The sequence below is a fragment of the Halomonas sp. ND22Bw genome, from assembly GCF_003011945.1.
In the GTDB taxonomy this organism is placed as follows: Bacteria; Pseudomonadota; Gammaproteobacteria; order Pseudomonadales; family Halomonadaceae; genus Halomonas; species Halomonas halophila.
Genome location: NZ_PXWD01000001.1, coordinates 163,332 through 183,219 on the forward strand (window position 1 = coordinate 163,332; position 19,888 = coordinate 183,219).

General features: G+C 68.1%; 24 protein-coding genes and 1 tRNA gene. 11 read left to right on the forward strand and 14 right to left on the reverse strand.

The features are described 5' to 3' along the window. Positions 1-4 precede the first annotated feature (4 nt). Positions 5-1,183, reverse strand: coding sequence for an ABC transporter substrate-binding protein (locus tag CVH10_RS00735; RefSeq protein WP_106487549.1), 1,179 nt, complete (start codon positions 1,181-1,183; stop codon positions 5-7). Positions 1,184-1,359: 176 nt separating this feature from the next. Between CVH10_RS00735 and CVH10_RS00740 the strand changes: the two genes are divergently transcribed. The 10 genes from CVH10_RS00740 to CVH10_RS00785 all read left to right on the forward strand — a co-directional run bounded on the left by CVH10_RS00740 (position 1,360) and on the right by CVH10_RS00785 (position 7,965). After that, on the forward strand, positions 1,360-3,066 hold the full coding sequence (locus CVH10_RS00740; protein ID WP_035593314.1) for a potassium/proton antiporter: 1,707 nt from the start codon (positions 1,360-1,362) through the stop codon (positions 3,064-3,066). 318 nt (positions 3,067-3,384) lie between these two features. Further along, positions 3,385-3,543 (forward strand): YqaE/Pmp3 family membrane protein, encoded by a 159-nt coding sequence (locus CVH10_RS00745; protein ID WP_035593311.1) that lies wholly within the window; start codon positions 3,385-3,387, stop codon positions 3,541-3,543. Between the two features lie 232 nt (positions 3,544-3,775). Continuing rightward, entirely contained in the window at positions 3,776-4,363 is a 588-nt protein-coding gene (locus CVH10_RS00750) for a recombinase family protein (RefSeq protein WP_106487550.1), read from the forward strand. Between the two features lie 112 nt (positions 4,364-4,475). After that, a tRNA-Ser gene (locus CVH10_RS00755) sits at positions 4,476-4,565 on the forward strand. Between the two features lie 566 nt (positions 4,566-5,131). Next, complete coding sequence (locus tag CVH10_RS00760; RefSeq protein WP_035593309.1) at positions 5,132-5,800, forward strand: Bax inhibitor-1/YccA family protein; 669 nt, start codon at positions 5,132-5,134, stop codon at positions 5,798-5,800. Between the two features lie 70 nt (positions 5,801-5,870). Beyond that, positions 5,871-6,263: a sulfurtransferase complex subunit TusD gene (gene tusD, locus CVH10_RS00765; protein WP_106487551.1), complete on the forward strand. Its 393-nt coding sequence runs from the start codon at positions 5,871-5,873 to the stop codon at positions 6,261-6,263. Between the two features lie 13 nt (positions 6,264-6,276). After that, positions 6,277-6,657 carry a sulfurtransferase complex subunit TusC gene (gene tusC / locus CVH10_RS00770; RefSeq protein WP_035593305.1) on the forward strand — a complete coding sequence of 127 codons (381 nt, stop codon included), beginning with the start codon at positions 6,277-6,279 and terminating at the stop codon, positions 6,655-6,657. 21 nt (positions 6,658-6,678) lie between these two features. Next, positions 6,679-6,969: a sulfurtransferase complex subunit TusB gene (gene tusB, locus CVH10_RS00775; protein ID WP_035593303.1), complete on the forward strand. Its 291-nt coding sequence runs from the start codon at positions 6,679-6,681 to the stop codon at positions 6,967-6,969. 2 nt (positions 6,970-6,971) lie between these two features. Beyond that, a complete protein-coding gene (locus CVH10_RS00780; RefSeq protein ID WP_035593300.1) occupies positions 6,972-7,325 on the forward strand; it encodes a TusE/DsrC/DsvC family sulfur relay protein in 354 nt (117 codons plus the stop codon). A gap of 10 nt (positions 7,326-7,335) precedes the next feature. Then, positions 7,336-7,965 carry an ACP phosphodiesterase gene (locus tag CVH10_RS00785; protein ID WP_035593298.1) on the forward strand — a complete coding sequence of 210 codons (630 nt, stop codon included), beginning with the start codon at positions 7,336-7,338 and terminating at the stop codon, positions 7,963-7,965. Here the strand turns inward: CVH10_RS00785 and glp are convergent. The 5 genes from glp to CVH10_RS00810 all read right to left on the reverse strand — a co-directional run bounded on the left by glp (position 7,915) and on the right by CVH10_RS00810 (position 11,812). Then, positions 7,915-9,126, reverse strand: a complete 1,212-nt coding sequence (gene glp, locus CVH10_RS00790) for a gephyrin-like molybdotransferase Glp (RefSeq protein WP_106487552.1) — start codon at positions 9,124-9,126, stop codon at positions 7,915-7,917. The two genes, CVH10_RS00785 and glp, sit on opposite strands and share 51 nt — an antisense overlap. Beyond that, entirely contained in the window at positions 9,119-9,640 is a 522-nt protein-coding gene (gene moaB, locus CVH10_RS00795; protein WP_035593292.1) for a molybdenum cofactor biosynthesis protein B, read from the reverse strand. Before moaB ends, glp begins: the two co-directional genes overlap by 8 nt. After that, complete coding sequence (locus CVH10_RS00800; RefSeq protein WP_035593290.1) at positions 9,637-9,981, reverse strand: DUF1244 domain-containing protein; 345 nt, start codon at positions 9,979-9,981, stop codon at positions 9,637-9,639. Before CVH10_RS00800 ends, moaB begins: the two co-directional genes overlap by 4 nt. A 110-nt stretch (positions 9,982-10,091) precedes the next feature. Continuing rightward, complete coding sequence (locus CVH10_RS00805; RefSeq protein WP_035593288.1) at positions 10,092-10,724, reverse strand: helix-turn-helix domain-containing protein; 633 nt, start codon at positions 10,722-10,724, stop codon at positions 10,092-10,094. 155 nt (positions 10,725-10,879) lie between these two features. Further along, the gene (locus CVH10_RS00810) at positions 10,880-11,812 is read right to left on the reverse strand and encodes a histone deacetylase family protein (RefSeq protein WP_106487553.1); all 933 of its coding nucleotides are present in this window, start codon (positions 11,810-11,812) and stop codon (positions 10,880-10,882) included. Between the two features lie 108 nt (positions 11,813-11,920). Between CVH10_RS00810 and CVH10_RS00815 the strand changes: the two genes are divergently transcribed. Then, a complete protein-coding gene (locus CVH10_RS00815; protein WP_106487554.1) occupies positions 11,921-14,671 on the forward strand; it encodes a bifunctional acetate--CoA ligase family protein/GNAT family N-acetyltransferase in 2,751 nt (916 codons plus the stop codon). 87 nt (positions 14,672-14,758) lie between these two features. Here CVH10_RS00815 and pdxH read toward each other — a convergent pair whose 3' ends face one another. The 8 genes from pdxH to CVH10_RS00855 all read right to left on the reverse strand — a co-directional run bounded on the left by pdxH (position 14,759) and on the right by CVH10_RS00855 (position 19,790). Beyond that, positions 14,759-15,400 carry a pyridoxamine 5'-phosphate oxidase gene (gene pdxH, locus CVH10_RS00820; protein WP_035593279.1) on the reverse strand — a complete coding sequence of 214 codons (642 nt, stop codon included), beginning with the start codon at positions 15,398-15,400 and terminating at the stop codon, positions 14,759-14,761. 220 nt (positions 15,401-15,620) lie between these two features. Next, on the reverse strand, positions 15,621-16,016 hold the full coding sequence (locus CVH10_RS00825) for a DUF2069 domain-containing protein (RefSeq protein WP_106487555.1): 396 nt from the start codon (positions 16,014-16,016) through the stop codon (positions 15,621-15,623). Next, positions 16,013-16,630 carry an NAD(P)H:quinone oxidoreductase gene (wrbA, locus tag CVH10_RS00830; protein ID WP_035593272.1) on the reverse strand — a complete coding sequence of 206 codons (618 nt, stop codon included), beginning with the start codon at positions 16,628-16,630 and terminating at the stop codon, positions 16,013-16,015. Before wrbA ends, CVH10_RS00825 begins: the two co-directional genes overlap by 4 nt. 31 nt (positions 16,631-16,661) lie before the next feature. Beyond that, entirely contained in the window at positions 16,662-17,003 is a 342-nt protein-coding gene (gene arsC / locus CVH10_RS00835) for an arsenate reductase (glutaredoxin) (protein ID WP_106487556.1), read from the reverse strand. A gap of 99 nt (positions 17,004-17,102) precedes the next feature. Then, a complete protein-coding gene (locus CVH10_RS00840) occupies positions 17,103-17,570 on the reverse strand; it encodes an MgtC/SapB family protein (protein WP_046078659.1) in 468 nt (155 codons plus the stop codon). Positions 17,571-17,712: 142 nt separating this feature from the next. Continuing rightward, a complete protein-coding gene (locus tag CVH10_RS00845; RefSeq protein ID WP_035593264.1) occupies positions 17,713-18,141 on the reverse strand; it encodes a gamma-glutamylcyclotransferase family protein in 429 nt (142 codons plus the stop codon). 80 nt (positions 18,142-18,221) lie between these two features. Further along, the gene (locus tag CVH10_RS00850; RefSeq protein ID WP_106487557.1) at positions 18,222-19,526 is read right to left on the reverse strand and encodes a type II toxin-antitoxin system HipA family toxin; all 1,305 of its coding nucleotides are present in this window, start codon (positions 19,524-19,526) and stop codon (positions 18,222-18,224) included. 3 nt (positions 19,527-19,529) lie between these two features. Beyond that, positions 19,530-19,790 (reverse strand): helix-turn-helix domain-containing protein, encoded by a 261-nt coding sequence (locus tag CVH10_RS00855; protein WP_035593258.1) that lies wholly within the window; start codon positions 19,788-19,790, stop codon positions 19,530-19,532. Between the last annotated feature and the right edge of the window lie 98 nt (positions 19,791-19,888).

Sequence of the window (19,888 nt, forward strand, 5' to 3'; positions counted from 1 at the left end):
GGCGTCAACGGTTGGGGTCGATGGCCAGACGCTCGACCGGCGTGGTCTCCGACACCAGATGTCGCTGGTTGAGGAAGCGTTCGAAGTCGGCATAGCGGCGTTCGTGAAGCGCCGCGGGCGTGAGGGTCAGGCGGCGCATGGCCTCGGGCCAGGCTGCCCGGTTGGCCGGGGTATCGATGGCCGGCTCGGCCTCGGCGAGCAGCTCCCAGCTGGCGCTGGGGTGCTCGACGATCCAGGCCGTGGCTTCCTCCAGGGCCTCCACCAGCTGGACGATGGCCTTGCGCTGCGTGGCGAGCTCATCGCGGTTGGCCATCAGGATCAGGCCGTCATAGCGCGGCACGCCGATGTCTTCGGTGGTGTAGGTGCGTGTCGCCAGGCCGTCGTCGGCCAGGGCGCGGGGCAGCAGGTAGCGCACCGCGCCGATCACCCCGTCCACGCGCCCCTCGCGCATGGCCTGCTCCAGCCGGAAATGCAGGTCGGGGCTGTCCAGGGCGTCGCGGGTGAGGGCCTGGTGCGTCAGCAGACTGGCCAGCAGTACCTGCTCGGCGTCCGGGGCGACGTGGCCGATGCGCTTGCCGGCCAGCGACTCGAGGGCGATGGCATCGTCGAGGACCAGCGATGCGAGCGGCAGGCCGACCAGGGTCGCCACGCGGACCACCGGCTGGCCCTGGTCGACCAGCAGGTGCAGCAGCGGCTGTCGGGTCAGGGCCAGGTCCACGCGGGAGGTCGCCAGCAGCTTGGCGGGCACGTTGGGGTCGGCGGGCGTGCGGATCTCCACTTCGAGACCGCGTTCGCTGAACAGGTCGAGTTCTCGGGCCACGAACAGCGCCGCGTGGCGCGGACTGGGATACCAGTCGAGCATCAGCGAGAGCCGCGTGACCGGTGGTGGCGCGATGGGCTCGACGGGACCCACCGCCACGGCCGGCGCGATGGGGCGCGTGGGCGTGTCCACGGCAGGGCCGCCGGAACGCCCCTCGAAGGCCGCCAGCGGATCCTCGGTGGCCTCCGATGGCGTGTTCCGCCCCAGGTCGGGGACCATGACCTCGGTGCCGAGCGGCGGGTAGCCGCCTTCGGGCGCTTCCGGGGCGGCATGGCCGAGCGCGGGCAATGCCGGCAGGCCGAGCGCCAGGGTCAGGGTGGCCCAGGTGCGGGGGCGCGCCGGGCGGCGGATGAATGACAGCATGTGAGCGGCTCCAGCGATGCCCGGGCGCTGCGATGAGGCGCTCGGGCAAGGGGATGATCGCGGCTAGTCTATCGGCGTCCGGTCCCGCCTGACCAGCGTGGCGGTCAACGTGGCGCCATCGTCGCGACCACCGGCGCGCCATGAGATACTTGGATGACCTTCTGGGGCAGGATGCCATGGATACGATCAATACCCTCTTTCTGCTCAGCGGCTTCCTGATCGCGCTGAGCGTGCTGGCCAGCCGGCTCTCGACCCTGGTCGGCGTTCCCCTGCTGTTGCTCTTCCTCGGTCTCGGCATGCTGGCGGGCGAGGAGGGCGTGCTCGGCATCCAGTTCGACGACTACCCGCTGGCGTTCCTGATCGGGCACCTGGCGCTGGCGATGATCCTGCTCGACGGCGGGCTGCGCACCCGCCTCAAGACCTTCCGGGTCGGCTTCCGGCCGGCGCTGTCGCTGGCGACCCTCGGGGTGTTCGTGACCAGCGCGCTGGTCGGTCTGATCGCCATGTGGGTGTTCGGGCTGAGCCTGGTCCAGGGCCTGCTGGTGGGGGCCATCGTCGGTTCTACCGACGCCGCAGCGGTGTTCTCGATGCTCGGCGGGCGCGGCATCAACCTCAACGAGCGGGTCGGGGCGACGCTGGAGATCGAGTCCGGTACCAACGATCCGATGGCGATCTTCCTGACCCTGATGCTGGTGGAGGTCCTGGTCGGTGAGATCGGCGGCTGGCTCGATACCGCGCTGTTCTTCCTGCAGCAGTTCGGCGTCGGCATCGCGCTGGGGCTGGGCGCCGGCTGGCTGATCGCGCGTCTCATCAGCTGGGTGGATCTGGCGCCGGGGCTCTATTCGCTGCTGGCGCTGGCGCTGGGCTTCTGCGTGTTCGGTGCGACCAGTGCGCTGGGCGGCAGCGGCTTTCTGGCCATCTACCTGACCGGCCTGATGATCGGCAATCGCCCCGGGCGCCATCTCAACTTCATTCTGCCGGTTCACGATGGCCTGGCCTGGCTCAGCCAGATCGGCCTGTTCCTGGTACTGGGCCTGCTGGTCAATCCCAGCGAGATGATGGTCTATGCACTGCCGGCCGCGGTCGTGGCGCTGGCGCTGATCTTCGTTGCTCGCCCGCTGGCGGTGGTGATCGCCATCAAGCCCTTCTTCCGCTTCCGTTGGCGTGAGGTCGGCTTCATCGCCTGGGTCGGGCTGCGCGGTGCGGTGCCGATCGTGCTGGCGATCTTCCCGGTCATCGGCGGCGTCGAGAATGCCGCGCTCTACTTCAACGTCGCCTTCGCGGTGGTGCTGCTGTCGCTGCTGATCCAGGGCGGCTCGCTGCCATGGGTGGCGAAGACGCTCAGGGTCGAACTGCCGCCCAGCGTGACGCCGAAACGGCGCGGGCCGCTGGGGATCCAGCACGACAACGACTTCGAGATGTTCGTCTATCACGTGGAGAGCACCGACCTCGAGGAGGTGCCGATCCGGCTGTTGCGCTTCCCTTCGGGGGCGATCATCGCCGCCCTGTTCCGCGATGGCGTGATGGTTCATCCCAAGGGCAGCACCCAGCTGCAGCGCGGGGACGTGCTGTGCGTGATCGGCCGCAGCGACGACCTGCCGGCCCTCAACCGGCTGTTCAACGGCGACGCGACGCTCCGTCGCCAGAGCGCGTTCTTCGGTGCCTTCAACTTCAATGGCGATGCGCGCCTGGGTGATATCGCCGAGGCCTATGGCCTGACGCTGAGCCCGGGCGAGCACGACATGACGCTCGCCGACTTCATCTCGCTGCGCGTCGGTGGGCATCCGGTGGTCGGTGACGACGTGGACTGGCACGGCATCCACTGGGTCGTCAACGAGATGGATGGCAACCGGGTGACGCGGGTGGGGCTGCGGCTCTATTGAGTGCCGGACCGGCATGCGGGCGTCTTCGGCAGGCGAGGACTGGGCGGCCGGTCGGGTTCAGGGGGAAAGGGCGGGTCGGGGTTATTCCTTGGCTTTGGCGATGCGCCAGACCACGATGGCGCCGATCAGTGATGCGGCGCTGGCGATCCACATGCCATACTCGGTGGGGAACGACAAGGTACCTCCCAGGCGTCGAGGGGTTGCGATGAATGTCGTTTCCCTATCGGCCGCCGGTTCGGAAAGTTGAACGTTTTTTCACGACAGCAAGCGTGGTCGCGACCTCGGCGATGCGCAGTGATCGACACAAGGAGTGCTCCGATGGATCTGATTCGAATACTGCTGGCGATTCTGTTGCCCCCGGTGGGGGTCTTTCTTCAGGTCGGCTTCGGCCTGCATTTCTGGGTCAACATCCTGCTGACCCTGCTGGGCTACATTCCCGGCATCGTGCATGCGGTATGGATCATCGCCAGGCGCTGATCTGCACAAAGGTATCTGGCGGGGGGCGGCGTTGGCCGCCCCTTTCGGTTTCCGGTGGCTGCCTTGGGTCCCTGGCGTTCGTCCCCTCTCGTCACTCTTCTCGGTGTCAATAAAGGTGATGTCCGACTTGGTGATACCGGATTTCCCGCTTATGATTGGTATCACTAAATAAGCATTACATGACTCCAGCCTTGCGGGTCATGAATCGGTGGCGCCAGGGATCGGGAGCAGCATGGGAAGAACTTTCGCGTATTGTCGTGTCGGGTCCGGGGAGTCGGCTCTCGATGATCAGCTCTCGGTCATCGCGGCCGCCGGTTATCCGGTTGTGCCTTATCGGGCGGTCGGTGAGTCGGTCGGCGCCTCGGTGCCGGCCAGCGAGCGTCCGGCCTTCCGGACCCTGGTCGAGCACAAGCTGGAGCCCGGTGACACCCTGGTGGTGTTGAAGCTGGATCGGCTCGGGTGCGACAGCATCGACGTTCAGCAGAGCATCGCTCGTCTTTCCGAGACCGGTGCGTCCGTGGTGTCGCTGGATTTGCCGATGCATGACCTGGCAAGCCGCGGGGGCCATCCGCTGCATCGCATGTTCGAGGCCTTCGCCGAGCTCGAGCGTGGCCGGCGCCGCGAGCGAACCCGGGAAGGGTTGGCTCGGGCCAGGCGCCAGGGCAAGAAGCTCGGTCGGCCCGTGGCGACCGATACCACCGAGAGGGTGCAGGCGCTCAAGGACCAGGGGGTCAGCCAGTCGGCGGCAGCGACGCGTTCCGGGTTGAGCATCGCGACCGTCAAGCGGCACTGGAACCGGCGTCTCGCCGACGCCGAGTGAGTCTGGTGCCCTCGTCCCGGCAGCTTCAGCGCGTCGGGGAGTGCGATAACACATTGATCGCATGAAACTCTTGACCAAAACGGAAAGATTGGTAATATATGCGCCGTGAGCCGGAGGGATGGCAGAGCGGTTGAATGCACCGGTCTTGAAAACCGGCGTAGGTGAGAGCCTACCCAGGGTTCGAATCCCTGTCCCTCCGCCACCTTCTTCTTAGAATCAAGCGCCTACGGGCGCTTTTTTCGTTTTTGCAGCCCTCCATGCGCTAGGCCGGTGTTTCACTGTCGCAGGATTGTGCGCATGGCGTGTGCCCGCTCCCGGTCACGTTATCTGCCTCATGCCCTGCCTTCCTCAAAGATGCCGGTGGTGGGTCGCCCGACTCGCCGCTGCCGTCGCCGTGCTAGCCTTCAAGGATCAGGAGAGGTGACGCCCATGGCCTTCCATAACCCAGATCCGAAGATGCGGGATATTGAGCGCCGCAACGCTGAGGCGCGCGCCGCGGCGTTCGCGAGGGTGTACCGCACGATCGGCCGGCTTCTCCGCTGCCCCGTGAAGACGCTCAGGCGGCGCGCTTCACGCGCCTCCGCCTGCGATGAGTGTTGCCGTGGACGCCGCTAGCCTGCCTCGGGCTCGTTACCGGCGGGTCGTCGCACCTCGCTCATGTCGCCACAGGGGGACACGCGTGTCGGGTCGAAACTTGCGTCCCCACCGTCCAGGCGGCATCCTGTGAGGTATCTATTGCCAAGATCAACCACACGGAGCTTTGGATCGATGGCTTACCAAGACACGCAAATGACGACGCAACAGGCGAGTGCCGTCAGTGCCAACAAGGTCCTGCGCAACACCTATGGCCTGCTGGCGATGACCCTGCTGTTCTCCGCCGTCACGGCCGGTGCCGCCATGGCGCTCGGCGTTCAGCAGATGAACATCTTCGTCTTCTTCATCGGCGCCTACGGGCTGATGTTCCTGGTCCACAAGACCGCCAACTCCGCCATGGGCCTGCTGGCGACCTTCGCCTTCACCGGTTTCATGGGCTTCACCCTGGGGCCGATCCTCAGCGCCTACCTGACGCTGCCCAACGGTGCCCAGCTGATCATGACCGCGCTGGGGCTCACCGGCCTGACCTTCTTCGGTCTCTCGGCCGTGGCCCTGGTGACCCGCAAGGACTTCAGCTTCCTGGCCAACTTCCTGATGGCGGGTGCTATCGTGCTGGTACTGGCCATGGTCGCCGGGCTGATCTTCCAGATCCCGGCGCTGTCGCTGATGGTGTCCGCCGGCTTCGTGCTGTTCGCCTCCGCGGCCATCCTCTATCAGACGAGCGAGATCGTGCACCGGGCCGGCGAGACCAACTACATCCTCGCCACGATCACCCTGTACGTGTCGATCTACAATCTCTTCGTCAGCCTGCTGTCCCTGCTCGGCATCATGAGCCAGGATTGACGCCAGCCACGGCGATGCGAGAATTGCTGGCCCCGCTTCGGCGGGGCCAGCCTGTTTCTGAGAGGATGATATGCGCTACGCGATCCTGCTGATGGGGTCCCCCTACAGCGATCAGGCCAGCCACTCGGCGCTGCGATTCGCCCGGGCGCTGCTGGCGCGAGGACACCGCCTGGAGGCGGTGTTCTTCTACCACGACGGGGTCTACAACGCCGCGCGGCTGTCGGCGCCTCCCCAGGACGAGCCGCACCTGACGGACGGCTGGGTGACGCTGCATGAGGAACACGGCGTGGCACTGCAGGTGTGCATCGCCGCGGCGCTGCGGCGTGGGCTGATGGACGAGCGCGAGGCGGCCCGCCATGGCAAGGCGGGGCACAGCGTCGAGGCGCCGTTCGAGCTGACCGGCGTCGGCCAGCTGGTCGACCTGAGCCAGCGCTGCGATCGGCTGGTGACCTTCGGGGCCTGAGGGAGAGTGTGACATGAGTGACCAACACGAACCGCTTGCCGGTGATCTGCTGGTGATCCTGCGCCATGCGCCTCACGGCAGCAGCTGGCTGCGCGAGGGCCTGGATGTCGCCCTGGTGGCCGCGGCCTTCGGCACCGACGTCTCGCTGCTGTTCATGGGCGAGGGCGTCACGGCTCTGGTCGAGGATCAGACGGCGGGAGCGCTGGGTCAGAAGGGCACCGCGCCCACGCTCGAGATGCTGGAGATGTATGATATCGAGACGCTGTGGGTCGAGGCCGAAGCGCTGACGCGGTTCGGCCTGACGGCCGACGAGCTGATGCTCGCTCCCCGCGCCCTCGAGGCCGGAGCGATCGCCGAGGCGGTCCAGAATCACCCGCGCGTGCTCACCTTCTAGCCTGGCCCGGGAGCCGAAACCATGAAACTCCATATCCTGAACCGTTCGCCGGCCAGTCATCGCGTTCACGAACAGGCGCTGGCCGCCATGGGACCCGAGGATCGTCTGCTGCTGATCGAGGACGGTGTGCAGGGCGGACTGCCGCAGCTGGTGCGTCACTTCGAGGCGATTGCCGGGCGACTCTATGCGCTGCGCGAGGACCTCGAGGCGCGCGGGCTGCTGGGTCGCTGCGATGGCTCGGTGCAGGTGGTCGACGTCGACGGCTTCGTCCAGCTGACCGAGGAAGCCGAACACACCCTGAGCTGGTACTGAGCATGGCAAGCACCGAAATCACCCGTTATCTCACCGTCTCCGAGACCGAGGTCGGCCTCGACCCGGAGGGCTATCTGGTCGATCTCGATCAGTGGTCGCCGGCGGTGGCCGAGGCGCTGGCCGAGGAAGAAGGCATCGAGCTGGGCGCCGAGCACTGGGAGGTGCTCGAGGTGCTGCGCGCTTTCTACGTGAAATACGAGATGGCCCCGGCGATGCGCCCGCTGGTCAAGGCGGTGGGGCGCGAGCTGGGCCCCGACAAGGGGCGATCGATGCACCTGATGCGGCTGTTTCCCGGCAGCCCCGCCAAGCGGGCGGCGCGACTGGCTGGTCTGCCCAAGCCAAGCAACTGCCTGTGAAGGCCTCGCCATGAACTTTCTGGCCCACGGCTGGCTCGCCCGCGGCGGCAACGACGACTTCCTCTACGGCAACCTGATCGCCGACGGGGTCAAGGGCGTCGATCTCGACGCCTGGGGGCCGGGCGTGGCGGCGGGCATTCGCCATCATCGGCGCGTCGACGCCTTCATCGATCGCCATCCGGTGCTGCTCGAGGTCAAGGCCCGGGCGCCGCGCGACGGGCGTCGCGTGGCCGGCATCGCCCTGGATCTGATGTGGGATCACTGCCTGGCGCGCCGCCTGACCGTGCCCGAGCGCGACTGGCTGGTGTCGCGCTGCTATCGGCTGCTGGAAACGCGGCCGGCACCGGCGCGACTGGCGACCATGATGCCGGCCCTGGTGCGCCAGGACTGGCTGCGAGGCTATGCCGATTTCGGCTTCACCTGTCGCGCCGTGGCGGGGCTGGGGCGCCGGCTCTCGGGCCCCAACCGACTCGCCGCACTGCTGCCATGGCTCGAGCGCGACTATCTGGCGCTGGACGAGGCCTTCACCCGGCTGTGGCCGGACCTGGAAGCCCATCTCGAGGTCTCGGTCGAGCCGGGCGTTGCGGACTCAGTCGGCACGCAGCCACAGGCAGCGGATCGCATCGCCGGGCGCCACTGAGGCCTCGGGCGGAATCACCGCCAGGGCGTCGGCGCCCACGCACGACGACAGCACACCGGAATTCTGGTCCGCGAACGCATGGGCCTCGATGCCCTCGGCGCCGAAGTCCAGCGTCACGCGCATGTAGTGCTGACGAGGACCGGTGCGGGTGCTGAAGGTGGCGCGCGCGGCCAGCGCCGGCAGCTCGGCCATGGCCGGACAGCCCAGCAGGGCGCCCATCAGCGGGCGCAGGAACAGCCAGGCACCCACATAGCTCGAGACCGGATTGCCCGGAAGCCCGACGAAGCGGGCTTCGTTGCCGGGGCCAGAGCCGGGCAGCCGGCCCAGGGCCAGCGGCTTGCCGGGACGCAGCGCCAGCCGCCACAGGTCGAGCCGCCCCAGGGCCTCGACCGCGCCTCGGACGTGATCCTCTTCCCCCACGCTGACCCCGCCGGTGGTGATCACCACGTCGGCGACCTCGGCCGCTTCGCCGAGCAGGTGTCGCGTGCTCGGCGCATCGTCCGGCACCGCGGCGGTCATGACCACGTCGGCGCCGAAGCGCTGGAGCAGCGTCGTCAGCATCGGCCGGTTGGAGTTGTAGATCTGTCCCGGCCCCAGCGGCTGGCCGGGGTCGACGATCTCGTCGCCGGTGGAGAGCAGGGCAATCCTCGGGCGGCGTCGCACCATCACCTCGGTGATGCCCTGGCCGGCCAGGTGCCCGAGCGCGGCGGCATCGAGCCGGCGGCCGGCATCGAGCAGCACGCTGCCGGCCGCCACGTCGCGGCCGCGGCGGCGCAGATTGTCGCCTGCCGGTACGTCCTCGGGCATCCGGGCTCGCTGGCCCGCCACCTCGACCTTCTCCTGCATCACCACGCAGTCGGCCCCGGGCGGGATCTCGCCGCCGGTGAAGATGCGCGCGCAGTGGCCGCGTTCCAGCGGTTCGGCCGTGTGGCCGGCGGCGATGCGCTGACGGACCGGCAGCCAGCGCCCGGCATCGGCATGATGCAGGGCATAGCCGTCCATGGCGCTGTTGTCGAAGGGCGGCACGTCGAGCCGGGCGGTGACCGCCTCGGCCAGCACGCGCCCCGAGGCCGCATCGATCGCCGTGCGTTCGGCCTCAAGCGGAGCGACGCCTTCCAGCAGCGCCGACAGTGCCGTCGCGACGGGCTGGAGATCAGCCATGCTGGCCCCTCTCGGGTATGACCAGGTTCGCGAAGTTGCACGGCCTGTGCCGGCTGTCGAGCTGCTCGGCGAGGATGCCGTCCCAGCCGGTGAGACAGGCGCCGGTGGAGCCGGGCAGGCAGAACACCACCGTGGCGTTGGCCAGACCGCCCAGGCAGCGGCTCTGCACCGTGGAGCTGCCGATCTCCTGCCAGGACAGCTGGCGGAACAGCTCGCCGAAGCCTTCGATGCGCTTGTCCAGCAGCGCCGAGACCGCCTCGGGGGTGGAATCCCGGCCGGTGAAGCCGGTGCCACCGGTGGTCAGCACCACCTGTACCTCGGCATCGGCGATCCAGTCGGCGACCACGGCGCGGATGCGATAGACGTCGTCGGGCACGATGCGCTTGTCGGCCAGCCGGTGGCCGGCGGCGGTGAGCCGCTCGACCAGCGCCTGGCCGCTGCGATCGGTGTCCTCGGTGCGGGTGTCCGAGATCGTCAGCACCGCCACCGACAGCGGGATCATGGCCTCGCTCATGACTGGCCGTCCGACTGGGCGTCCTGCTTCTTCTCCACTTTCTCTGCCTGGCGGGCCTCGAAGGCGGCCAGCTGCTCCGGCGTGGCCTTGGGTTGATACAGCGACTTCCACTCGCTGTAGGGCATGCCATAGACGTATTCGCGGGCGGCCTCGTAGTCCAGCGTTTCGCCGCGTTCCTCGGCGGCGGCCACCAGCCACTTGGAGAGGCAGTTGCGGCAGAAGTCGGCGAGGATCATCAGGTCGATGTTCTGGACGTCCTTGTGCTCGTCCAGGTGGCTCAGCAGCCGACGGAAGGCGGCGGCTTCGAGCTCGGTGCGGGTGCTGTCGTCCAGATGTTGCATGGGGCGGGCTCCATTGTCGTTCCGGTCCATGGGATGGCGTCCAGCTTATCAAAAGTCGGCCGGGCTTAGCGCGGGTGCTGGCGTGCGTGGCGGAGAGGAAGCCGGGCGGGCTACTGGGATTCGCGGGGCGTGCACACGGAGAGCACCGAGGCGTCTTCCTCGCTCACCGAGACCAGAGCGTGGCCCATGTCGCTGTCGAAGTAGATGCTGTCGCCCTTGACCAGGTGCAGCGGTTCGTAGAACTCGGAGTAGAGCTGGATCTCGCCCTCGAGCACCATCAGGAATTCCTCGCCGTCGTGGCGCACCCACTGGCAGAACTCGTCGAAGCTGCGGGCCCGGACGATGGTCTTGAACGGGATCATGCGCTTCTGTGCCATCTCGCAGCTGAGCAGCTCGTGCTCGTAGGTCGGCGTCGGGTGCTGCTGGCCGTCGCCACGGCGCGTCAGGTCGCGTCGGCCCATGGTGCGGGCCTGGGGGCGCGGTTGTGACAGCAGCTGCGGCAGGTCGATGTCCAGGCCGCTGATCAGCTTCTGTACCGCGGTGAAGGTCGGCGAGATCTGGTCGTTCTCGATCTTGGACAGGGTGGAGCGGGCCAGGCCGGTACGCTCGCTGACGTCGCCGAGGGTCCACTGGTTGGCCAGGCGGATCTCCTTGAGACGCTCGCCGAGCCGCAGCGGCTCGACGAAGGCCTTGCGCCCGGAGGCGATACGCAGGGCGGCATCTTGATCGTTGTTGGCGGGCATGCGGGTTCACTATCGGAAACGTGGTTTCCTCCAGACTATCATATCGCCGATGGCCTGCGGACTCGGGTGCGACCCGTGGCAGGTGGGCTGCGACATGTCGTGGGTCGTCGGTTGCCCGGGTGGTCCGTTTCCCGGGGGCGGGAAACTCGCCGTGTTCAGTCGAAGGGCTGCCCCATCAGCGCCTTGAGATGGGCTTCGACGCCGCGGCCCAGGATATCGAGGTCGTAGCCGCCCTCGAGCACCGAGACCAGACGATGCTCGGCATGGCGTTCGGCGATGTCCATCGCCAGGCGGGTGATCCAGTAGTAGTCCTCGTCCTCCAGGCAGAGATCGGCCAGCGGGTCCTGACGATGGGCGTCGAACCCGGCCGAGAGCAGCACGAGCTCCGGGGCGAAGTCGTTCAGGGCGGGCAGCCAGTCCCGCTCGATGGCTCGGCGGAAGGCGGCACCGTCGGTGCCGGCGGGCAGCGGCGTATGGACGACGTTCGACGCCTCGGTCTCGAGGTGGCGCCAGGGATAGAAGGGCGACTGGAAGCTGGTGCAGATCAGCACCTCGGGATCGTCGCGGAAGATGTCGATGGTGCCGTTGCACTGGTGGACGTCGAAGTCGAGGATCGCCACCCGTTTCGCGCCGTATCGGGCGCGGGCGTGGGCCGCGCCGACCGCCACGTTGTTGAAGAAGCAGAACCCCATGGCCTGGTCGCGTTCGGCGTGATGCCCCGGGGGCCGCACCGCGCAGAAGACGTTGTGGGCCTGGTGGCGAAAGACGCGGTCGACCCCGCGCACCACGGCGCCCGCTGCGTGACGCGCGGCCTGCAGGCTGTGGGGGTTCATCAGGGTGTCGTCATCGATCAGGATCAGCCCGTGCTCGGGGACGCAGGCCTCGAGGCTCTTCAGGTGGCTGGCGGGGTGGACCCGCCTGAGCTGTTCATCGCTGGCGGCGGGAGCGTCGCCCTGCATGGTCTGCTGAAGAAGCCCGGCGCGCATCAGTCGCGCGTGAATGGCGTCGAGGCGTTTCGGGCTCTCGGGATGTTCCGGCCCCATGTGGTGGCGATGGCACTCGGGGTGGGTCAGATAGGCCGTGATCATGCAGGGGCTCCAGGTGCGACAAGGTTACCCTAAGCGTGATGGGGCCTTGCGTGACAGTGGCCATAAGTCGTACACAGGAGGCTGAGCCGATTCGCCACGGAGCCCCGGATGAGCACACGCTTCCTGCACCACTTCTTCTCGCCGCGCAGCGTCGCCGTGATCGGGGCGTCGGAAAAGCCGCACTCCATGGGCGGCATCGTGATCCGCAACCTTCTCGAGGGGCGTTTTCCGGGCACGCTGTGGGCGGTCAACCCCAAGGGCTATGACAGCGTGTACGGGGTCGACGCCGTGGCCAAGGTGCACCAGCTGCCTCGGGTGCCGGACCTGGCCGTGGTCTGTGCGCCGATCGCTCGCGTGCCGAGGGTGATCGCCGAGCTCGGGCGCTTCGGGGTGCGGGCGGCCCTGGTGTTGTCCGGCGGGGCGAACCTGGACGAGGCGCGCGACGGTGAGGCCTCGATCCGGGCGCGCATGCTCGCGGCGGCGCGGGAGTCCGGTATCCGGGTGCTGGGTCCTGGCTGCATGGGGCTGATCGTTCCCGGTCGGCGGCTCAACGCTTCCTACGCCAGTCAGCCGGTCCAGAAGGGGCGGGTCGCCTATCTCGGCCAGTCGGGCATGTTGGGCAATGCCATGATCGACTGGGCCGCGGGGCGCGACATCGGCTTCTCGCATCTGCTGACCGTCGGCGACAGCGTCGATGTGCTGCTGCCGGACATGATCGACTTCCTGAACCAGTTCGCGCCGACCCAGGCACTGATGCTGCACCTGGAGCACATCCACGACGCCCAGCACTTCATGACCGCGGTGCGCGAGGCCTCGCGGCATCGCCTGGTGCTGGCGATCAAGAGTGGCCGCACGGCGGCCTCGGACATCGCCAACCTGCCGCCCACGCCGGGCATCGCCCATCGCGACCAGATCTTCGATGCGGCCTTCGCCAGGGCTGGCGTGGTGCGCGTCGACGATTCCGACGAGCTGTTCGACGCTCTGGAGACGCTGTCGCGCATGCGCCCGCTCAAGCGCGACCGGCTGGCGGTGGTGTCCAACGGCCTGGGGCCGGCGATGCTGGCCATCGACAAGCTGATCAGCGCCGGCGGTCGGCTGGCGACGTTCAGCGAGGCGACCCACGATGCGCTGTGTCGCGACGACATGGACATCAGCAAGCCGGGGGAGAATCCGGTGGACATCGGCGGCAACGCCACCCCCGAACGGTTCACCGAGATCATCGAGCTGGTGGCCGCCGACCCGGGGGTGGATGCGGTGCTGGTGGTGCATGCGCCGACCCGAATGGCGCCGTCCCTGGACACCGCCCAGGCGCTGATTGCCGCGCGACAGCGCTTCCGGCGCAATCTGCTGACCAGCTGGATGGGCCTCGGCGAGGCACTGGCCGCCCGACAGGCCTGTCACGAGGCCGGCATCCCCACCTATCTCTCGCCGGAGAAGGCGGTCAAGGCCTTCATGCTCATGGTCAACTACCAGCGGGTCCAGAAGCTGCTGCAGGAGACGCCGCCGAGCCTGCCGTTCGCCACCACCCGGGAGAGCCGGGCCGCCTGTCGGACGCTGATCGAGCGCGTGAAGAACGAGCAACGCGAGTGTCTCTCGCACTCCGAGACCGCCCGGGTGCTGGCCGCCTACGGCATCCCGGTGGCCGAGAGCCGCTACGTGACGACCCCCGAGCAGGCGGCCGAGGCGTCGTACACGCTCGCCGGGCCGCTGGCGCTCAAGGTGGTGCATGACGGCAACTGTCGGCCGTTCCGCTATCGTCAGCATCCCCACAAGCTGTCTGCCGGCCTGCTGCAGGACCTGGAAGGTCCCGAGCGGGTCGCCGAGGGCGTGACCCGGCTGGGCGACAAGGTGGCCGAGAAGTTTCCCGCCTTCACGGTGCGCGAGTACTGCCTGCAGCCCATGCAGCGCGGCAAGCACTCCATGCAGCTATGCGCCGGCATCACCCGCGACCCGGTGTTCGGGCCGCTGATCGTGTTCGGTATCGGCGGGTACAAGGTGAACATCCTCGCCGACCGTCAGGTGGCGCTGCCGCCGCTGAACATGAGCCTGGCCGCCGACCTGGTCGGGCGGACCCATGCCGCGCGGCTGATCCGTGAGCATTCCAGCGACCCCGAGCGGGATCTCACCCGCATCGGCGAGCTGCTGGTGACGCTCTCGCAGATCGCCAGCGATCTCACCGAGCTGCGTGGCCTCGAGCTCAACCCGCTGGTGCTCAACCGCGACGGCATGCTGGCGGTGGACTTCGCGATGGACCTGGGCGCCCCGGCGCGCTTCGCGATCATGCCCTACCCGGAAGAGCTTCGTGAGTGGGTGACCCTGAACAACGGTTGGGAAGTGGAGGTGAGGCCCATCCGCGCCGAAGACGCGCCGCTGATCACCGGCTTTCACCAGCGGCTGTCCGAGGAGAGCATTCGCTTCCGCTACTTTCACCACAAGGCCGATCTCACCCAGCGGGACCTGTCGCTGCTCTCGCACATCAACTACGACCGTCAGATGGCCTTCATCGCCGAGCACCCGCTGCCCGAGGGGGGCAAGGAGATGCTCGGGGTGGTGCGGGTATGGAACGACGCCGACAACATCCGCACCGAGTTCTCGATCATCGTGCGTGACGACCTTCAGGGGCTGGGCATCGGCAGCCTGCTGATGGACAAGATGATCCGTTACTGCCGCAGCGTGGGGACGCTGGAGATGATCGGCAAGATCATGGTCGATAACCGACCGATGCGCGCGCTGATGGCGCATCTCGGTTTCCGGCTCAGCTACAACATGGAGGAGGAGGTCATGGACGCGGTGCTCAGACTCAACGAGCCCGAGAGCGATTGGCAGCGCCTGCGGCTGGAGAGTCCGGTAGCAGGCTGAGGACACAAGCCGAGGAGCAAAGGCCCGACCCCGCGCGATGGCGGGGTCGGAAGGTTATGCTGGATGCCGGCACCGGTTCGGCGGCCTTCAGGGCGCCAGGCGGAAGCGATGCCAGCGATCGTCGCGGCGCTCGAAGCGGATGCGGTCGTGCAGACGGCTGGGCTGTCCCTGCCAGAACTCGATCATCTCGGGAATCAGGCGATAGCCGCCCCAGTGCACCGGGCGCGGAATGTCCTGTCCCTCGTAGGCCTGCTCGAAGCGGGTCTCACGCTCCTGGAGCCACTGACGGCCGGGAATCACCACGCTCTGGGTGGCGACCCAGGCGCCCAGTTGGCTGGCGCGGGGGCGGCGGGCGAAGTAGGCATCGGATTCCTGTTCGCTGACCTGTTCGACGGCGCCTTCCACGCGAACCTGGCGGGCCAGCGACGGCCACCAGAACACCAGCGCGGCATGGGGAACGTTGGCGAGCTCGCTGCCCTTGTGGCTGTGGTAGTTGCTGAAGAACTGGAACCCCTGCTCGTCGGCGCCCTTGAGCAGCACCACCCGGGCGTGGGGCAGGCCCTGGCTGTCCACCGTGGCCAGGGTCATGGCGTTGGCGTCCTGGGTTTCGGCGTCCAGCGCCAGGGCCATCCATTCTTCGAACAGCGGCATGGGCTGCTCGGGCAGCTGGGCCTCGTCCAGGCGGCCGCCCTCGTAGTCGCGCCGGATATCGGCGATATCACGTGTCATGGTGTTCTCCTCGAATGTGCCCCCATGGTCGCCGCTTGCCGCGCCAAGCTCAACCTCGTGCCGTCGACTCTGGGCAGGCGGACGGGTCGACCATGGCTATCATACGCCATGTGGGCGGGATTCCATTGAGCTGGATCATCGCTGCCACGGGGGTGGCAGCCAGGACAGGAGAGCGTGAACCGCCTCGCAAGAGGCGGTTCCAGCCGCTCGGGCGGTCGGTTTACTGCCGGGCCTTGAGCTGGCGGCTGCGGAAGCGGGCATAGCCCGTGCAGCCGGTGAACAGCGACAGCGAGACCAGCGCCTCGAGCCCGCCGCGCAGCATTTCGCCGGGCAGCGAGGCCACCATCACGCCCTGGGCGAAGTAGAGCAGGCTGACGAAGGCGAGCCAGGCGTGGCCGCGGGCCCGCCGGGCGAGGATCGACGGCAGGAACAGCACCAGCGGCAGCACGAAGGCCACCAGCGGGCCGACGTTGCTGCCGTCGCTCTGGATCGCCACGCCGCGATACAGCATCAGGGCCAGCAGCACCACGTAGCTGCCGATGACCAGCTGCCGCGACCGCGCGGTCAGTTGGTCGAGCCCCTGGCGGGTTTCCAGGTCTTCCAGCCAGCGCCTCATGAGCGATCCCCCACACCCTCGAGCGCCAGGGCCAGCCGTGCCAGGCGCCTGCCCTGGGCGTAGGCGAGCTGGCGCTCGGTCTCGTCGAGGGGACGGTCGCTGCGCTTGCCGGCCAGATGGCTGGCGCCGTAGGGCGTGCCGCCGCTCCGGGTCTCGGTCAGCTCGGTCTCGCTGTAGGGCAGGCCGGCGTAGACCATGCCGTGGTGCAGCAGCGGCAGCAGCATCGAGATCAGGGTGGTCTCCTGGCCGCCGTGGAGGCTCGCGGTGGAGGTGAAGGCGGTGGCGGGCTTGTCCACCAGGGCGCCGCCCAGCCACAGTTCGCTGGTGGTGTCGACGAAGTGCTTGAGCGGCGCGGCCATGTTGCCGAAGCGCGTGGGGCTGCCCAGCGCCAGGCCGGCACAGTGACGCAGGTCATCGAGCTCGGCGTAGATGGCGCCCTCGGCGGGGATCTCGGGATCGACCGCCTCGCAGGTGGGCGACACCGGGGGCACGGTGCGCAGTCGCGCCTCGATGCCGCGACAGGACTCGACGCCGGCGGCCAGGCGCTCGGCCATGGCGCGGGTCGCACCGGAGCGGGAATAGTAGAGGATCAGCACATAGGGCAGGGCGGACATGGAGCTTCCTGATACCGGGGAGGAAAGAGTGTCAGTCGAGCAGGGCGAGGATGTCTTCCGGCGGACGGCCGATGATCGCCCGCTGGCCGTCGTCGGCGATGGGGCGCTGCAGGATTTTGGGATGAGCGACGATGGCCTCGATCACCTGTTCGGAGTCGTCACGATCCGCTTCCAGCGCCTTCCACTCGGCCTCGCCGGTACGCACCAGTTCCCGCGGCTCGGCCGTCACGCGCGCCATCAGCGCGCGCAGTTCGGCGCCGTCGAGCGGGTCGTCCAGGTAGCGCCGAACCTGAACGGCGACGCCACGCTCTTCCAGCAGCGCCAGGGCCTGGCGCGACTTCGAGCAGCGCGGGTTATGCAGCAGGGTGATCATGGGCGAGGGTCCTTGGTGTTGTCCGAAACGTCGTATCGCAGGGCAGAAACGCAGCCATTGTAGGCCGCGGCCGAATGCCGTCACAACTGCCGGCCCGGATCAGTCGCCGCCGCGTCGGCGGTTGTGCGGCAAGGTGCGCTCGATGCCGCCCAGCACCACCATGATCACCAGCGCCATCAGGGTGACCATGCCCGCCAGCGGGAAGTTGCGCACCCCGGCCGCGATGCCGATGGCGCCGGCCAGCCAGATGGAGGCGCCGGTGGTGATGCCCTGGACGCTGGTACCGCTGCGGATGATGCTGCCGGCGCCGAGGAAGCCGATGCCGCCGATCACGCCCTCGACGATGCGGGTCGGATCGATGCGGGCGGAGGGGTCGCCCTCGGCGGTGGCGTACAGGATCTCGAGGCCGACGATCAGGAAGGAGGCGGCGCCCAGCGCCACCAGCATGTGGGAGCGCAGCCCGGCCGGCTTGCCGCGTAGCTCGCGTTCGAGTCCCAGCACCAGTGCCAGGCCGGCGGCCACGCCCAGGCGAGTGAACATGTCGAGCAGGGTGATTCCGGCGTCCATGGCGATGCCTCCGTGTCGCGTCCTCTCGTCTCGATAGTGCGGCATCGTGCCGTTGGAGGAAATACGAAGGCGACACGCGCCAAGAATTTATACCGTTATCTATTCCTCAGAAGCCACCCTAAGACTCGCGAAAGACCCGAGATCAGTCGACGTCAGGCAGTCGACGGTAGACCCAGGCGGTGCTGCCGTCGGATAGCTCGGCCCGGACCCGCCGGTAGCGTATGCCGAGCCGCTCGTAACGGTCGAGGCGGGCCAGCTCCTCGGCGCTGACCGTCAGCGCCAGGCCTGCCACCGCGCAGTCGGCACAGGCTTTCAGATCCAGTCCGGTGCGCCGGTATCCCGGCAGTGAGGCGGGCTCGGGATCGCCCGCGCGGCCATAGACCAACCAGCGTATCGGCGCATGGGTCAGGGTGCCGTAGACGAACAGCGCATGCGGGCCCTCGCCGATGGGCGCCAGATGTTCGGGGCGCTCGTAGGTCCAGGGGCTGAGCATCGTCAGCCACAGCCAGGCGGCGATCGCCAGCGGGGTGGCGAGCAGCGGCAGACCGATCAGCAGGCGCGGGGAGGGCATGGGGAGACTCCGGGGCGGCAGAACGGGGGCCATGCTGCCATAGCCGCCACCGGCGCAACAGCACGGCGGGGCGTCGCGACTCAGGCCAGGAAGTCCGCCAATCTCGATGCCTGCTGGAGGACGCCTTCGAGGATGGGGTCGCTGGTCGCCGCCGGGAAGTCGGCGGGCAGGTCGGCGGCGAGGTCACCGACGATCCGCTCGGCGGAGCCGGCGATCTCCTCCATCAGCGCGGTGACGCGTTCGGGCGAATAATCGACCTGCTCGGCGGTGGCGATGAAGTGCCGGGGCGCCATCCGCGACCAGCGGTAGTGGCGATGCTTGCCCTTCAGGGCCATGGCCATCTTGGCGCGCTCGGCGGCCATGCTGCCCTGGCGCATGAGCGGGTAGGCCGAGATGACGTCATACATCGGCGTCATGCGATAGGCGCTTCCCGGCTCGAGGAACAGGCTGAAGTTCTTGGCATGCCCGTCGATGGCGGCCAGCAGCCAGAACAGGATCTGGGCCTTGAAGAAGCGCTTCCGGTCCACGCCGGCCTGCTGGGAGCCGCGCAGCAGGCGCATGGCATGGGCGATTCCCGGGCCGCCGTCGCTCTCGTACTTGAGCGCCGGGGCAATTCCCAGCGCCTGGCAGAAGTCTTCCTGGGGCAGGCGCATGAGCCAGGACCCGTCCCGCGACCAGCGGCGGTCGAAGCGTTCGACTACCAGCACCTCCTGGTCGCCGAAGCGGGCGAGCGCGGTCTTCGCCGCCGGCAGGCCGAAGGCCTCCAGCAGGCGCAGGCACAGCCACTCGTTGGCGTTGCTCTGGCGCAGATCGATGTTGCTGTGTTCGAGAAAGCCGATCGGCAGCTTGAAGATGTGACTGGTGGGCGTGCTGCCGGTGGGGCGCTGCCAGCGGCCCTGATGCCAGAGTAGCGCCGTCTTTTCCTGGGCGCCGGCCAGCGAGATGCGAAAATCCTGGCCCTCGGCCATGCCCAGCGGAGCATCCTGGTAGCCGGACAGCAGCGCCTCGATGGCGTGATCATCGAGCGGCTCGGCGGTGACGTCGTGGACGTCGCCACTCGGGGCATTCTCGGGGGTGAGCTGGATGGCGCCGACGCAGTCTCGGCCGATGCTCGCCAGCAGGTCGAAGGGGTGGCGCGTCGGCACTTGGAAGCGGGCCTGCATGCGGGCGCGGATCGCCTCCGAGTCCGGCAGCAGGTTGTCGAAGAAGTTGTAGACTCGCTCGCCGCGGTACGCCGCCGTGGAGAGCGGCAGCGAGAGCGAGACGGCCCGGGCGCCGGGGCGGTCGATCCATTCACGACGGTACTGGAAGGCCATGGCGCCGGAGCGCGCCAGGCTCAGGGTGCCGACCTCGATGCCGTTCATCGCGACGGTGAGATTCGCCATGGCCTACCACTCCTGGTCCCAGCCCGCCTCGGGGCTTGCCGATTCCTCGGTGCTGTCGCGTTCGGTGACGTGAAGCTCCAGCTCGAGGGCCGACAGCAGCTTGAACAGCGTCTCGAGCCGGCTGCGCTCCGGGTGGTGCTCGAAGCCGGAGACGGTCGCCTGCTTGATGCCGATCTGCTCGGCGGTGGCCTGCTGCGTCAGCTGGCGGCGCTTGCGCGCGTTCTTCAGCGAGTGCGCGAGCATCTCGGGTGAGGTGATCTTCATGGTATCCCCTGTAGAGGATAAAAAGACGTTTATCCGCTATAGAGGATATTAGCACAATATCCTCTATAGCGGATATTACGGCGTCATCTCGACATGCG

Bases quoted from the DNA above. Each gene is read 5' to 3' on its own strand.
- CVH10_RS00845 (WP_035593264.1), bottom strand. From the start codon at position 18,141: ATGCCCTCCCCGCGCCTGCTGATCGGTCTGCCGCTGCTCGCCACCCCG.
- CVH10_RS00840 (WP_046078659.1), bottom strand. From the start codon at position 17,570: ATGGACGCCGGAATCACCCTGCTCGACATGTTCACTCGCCTGGGCGTG.
- CVH10_RS00745 (WP_035593311.1), top strand. From the start codon at position 3,385: ATGGATCTGATTCGAATACTGCTGGCGATTCTGTTGCCCCCGGTGGGG.
- wrbA (WP_035593272.1), bottom strand. From the start codon at position 16,630: ATGTCCGCCCTGCCCTATGTGCTGATCCTCTACTATTCCCGCTCCGGT.
- CVH10_RS00735 (WP_106487549.1), bottom strand. From the start codon at position 1,183: ATGCTGTCATTCATCCGCCGCCCGGCGCGCCCCCGCACCTGGGCCACC.
- tusB (WP_035593303.1), top strand. From the start codon at position 6,679: ATGAAACTCCATATCCTGAACCGTTCGCCGGCCAGTCATCGCGTTCAC.
- CVH10_RS00850 (WP_106487557.1), bottom strand. From the start codon at position 19,526: ATGGCGAATCTCACCGTCGCGATGAACGGCATCGAGGTCGGCACCCTG.
- moaB (WP_035593292.1), bottom strand. From the start codon at position 9,640: ATGAGCGAGGCCATGATCCCGCTGTCGGTGGCGGTGCTGACGATCTCG.
- CVH10_RS00800 (WP_035593290.1), bottom strand. From the start codon at position 9,981: ATGCAACATCTGGACGACAGCACCCGCACCGAGCTCGAAGCCGCCGCC.
- CVH10_RS00750 (WP_106487550.1), top strand. From the start codon at position 3,776: ATGGGAAGAACTTTCGCGTATTGTCGTGTCGGGTCCGGGGAGTCGGCT.
- pdxH (WP_035593279.1), bottom strand. From the start codon at position 15,400: ATGACACGTGATATCGCCGATATCCGGCGCGACTACGAGGGCGGCCGC.
- arsC (WP_106487556.1), bottom strand. From the start codon at position 17,003: ATGATCACCCTGCTGCATAACCCGCGCTGCTCGAAGTCGCGCCAGGCC.
- CVH10_RS00740 (WP_035593314.1), top strand. From the start codon at position 1,360: ATGGATACGATCAATACCCTCTTTCTGCTCAGCGGCTTCCTGATCGCG.
- CVH10_RS00760 (WP_035593309.1), top strand. From the start codon at position 5,132: ATGGCTTACCAAGACACGCAAATGACGACGCAACAGGCGAGTGCCGTC.
- tusC (WP_035593305.1), top strand. From the start codon at position 6,277: ATGAGTGACCAACACGAACCGCTTGCCGGTGATCTGCTGGTGATCCTG.
- CVH10_RS00810 (WP_106487553.1), bottom strand. From the start codon at position 11,812: ATGATCACGGCCTATCTGACCCACCCCGAGTGCCATCGCCACCACATG.
- CVH10_RS00780 (WP_035593300.1), top strand. From the start codon at position 6,972: ATGGCAAGCACCGAAATCACCCGTTATCTCACCGTCTCCGAGACCGAG.
- glp (WP_106487552.1), bottom strand. From the start codon at position 9,126: ATGGCTGATCTCCAGCCCGTCGCGACGGCACTGTCGGCGCTGCTGGAA.
- CVH10_RS00855 (WP_035593258.1), bottom strand. From the start codon at position 19,790: ATGAAGATCACCTCACCCGAGATGCTCGCGCACTCGCTGAAGAACGCG.
- tusD (WP_106487551.1), top strand. From the start codon at position 5,871: ATGCGCTACGCGATCCTGCTGATGGGGTCCCCCTACAGCGATCAGGCC.
- CVH10_RS00785 (WP_035593298.1), top strand. From the start codon at position 7,336: ATGAACTTTCTGGCCCACGGCTGGCTCGCCCGCGGCGGCAACGACGAC.
- CVH10_RS00805 (WP_035593288.1), bottom strand. From the start codon at position 10,724: ATGCCCGCCAACAACGATCAAGATGCCGCCCTGCGTATCGCCTCCGGG.
- CVH10_RS00825 (WP_106487555.1), bottom strand. From the start codon at position 16,016: ATGAGGCGCTGGCTGGAAGACCTGGAAACCCGCCAGGGGCTCGACCAA.
- CVH10_RS00815 (WP_106487554.1), top strand. From the start codon at position 11,921: ATGAGCACACGCTTCCTGCACCACTTCTTCTCGCCGCGCAGCGTCGCC.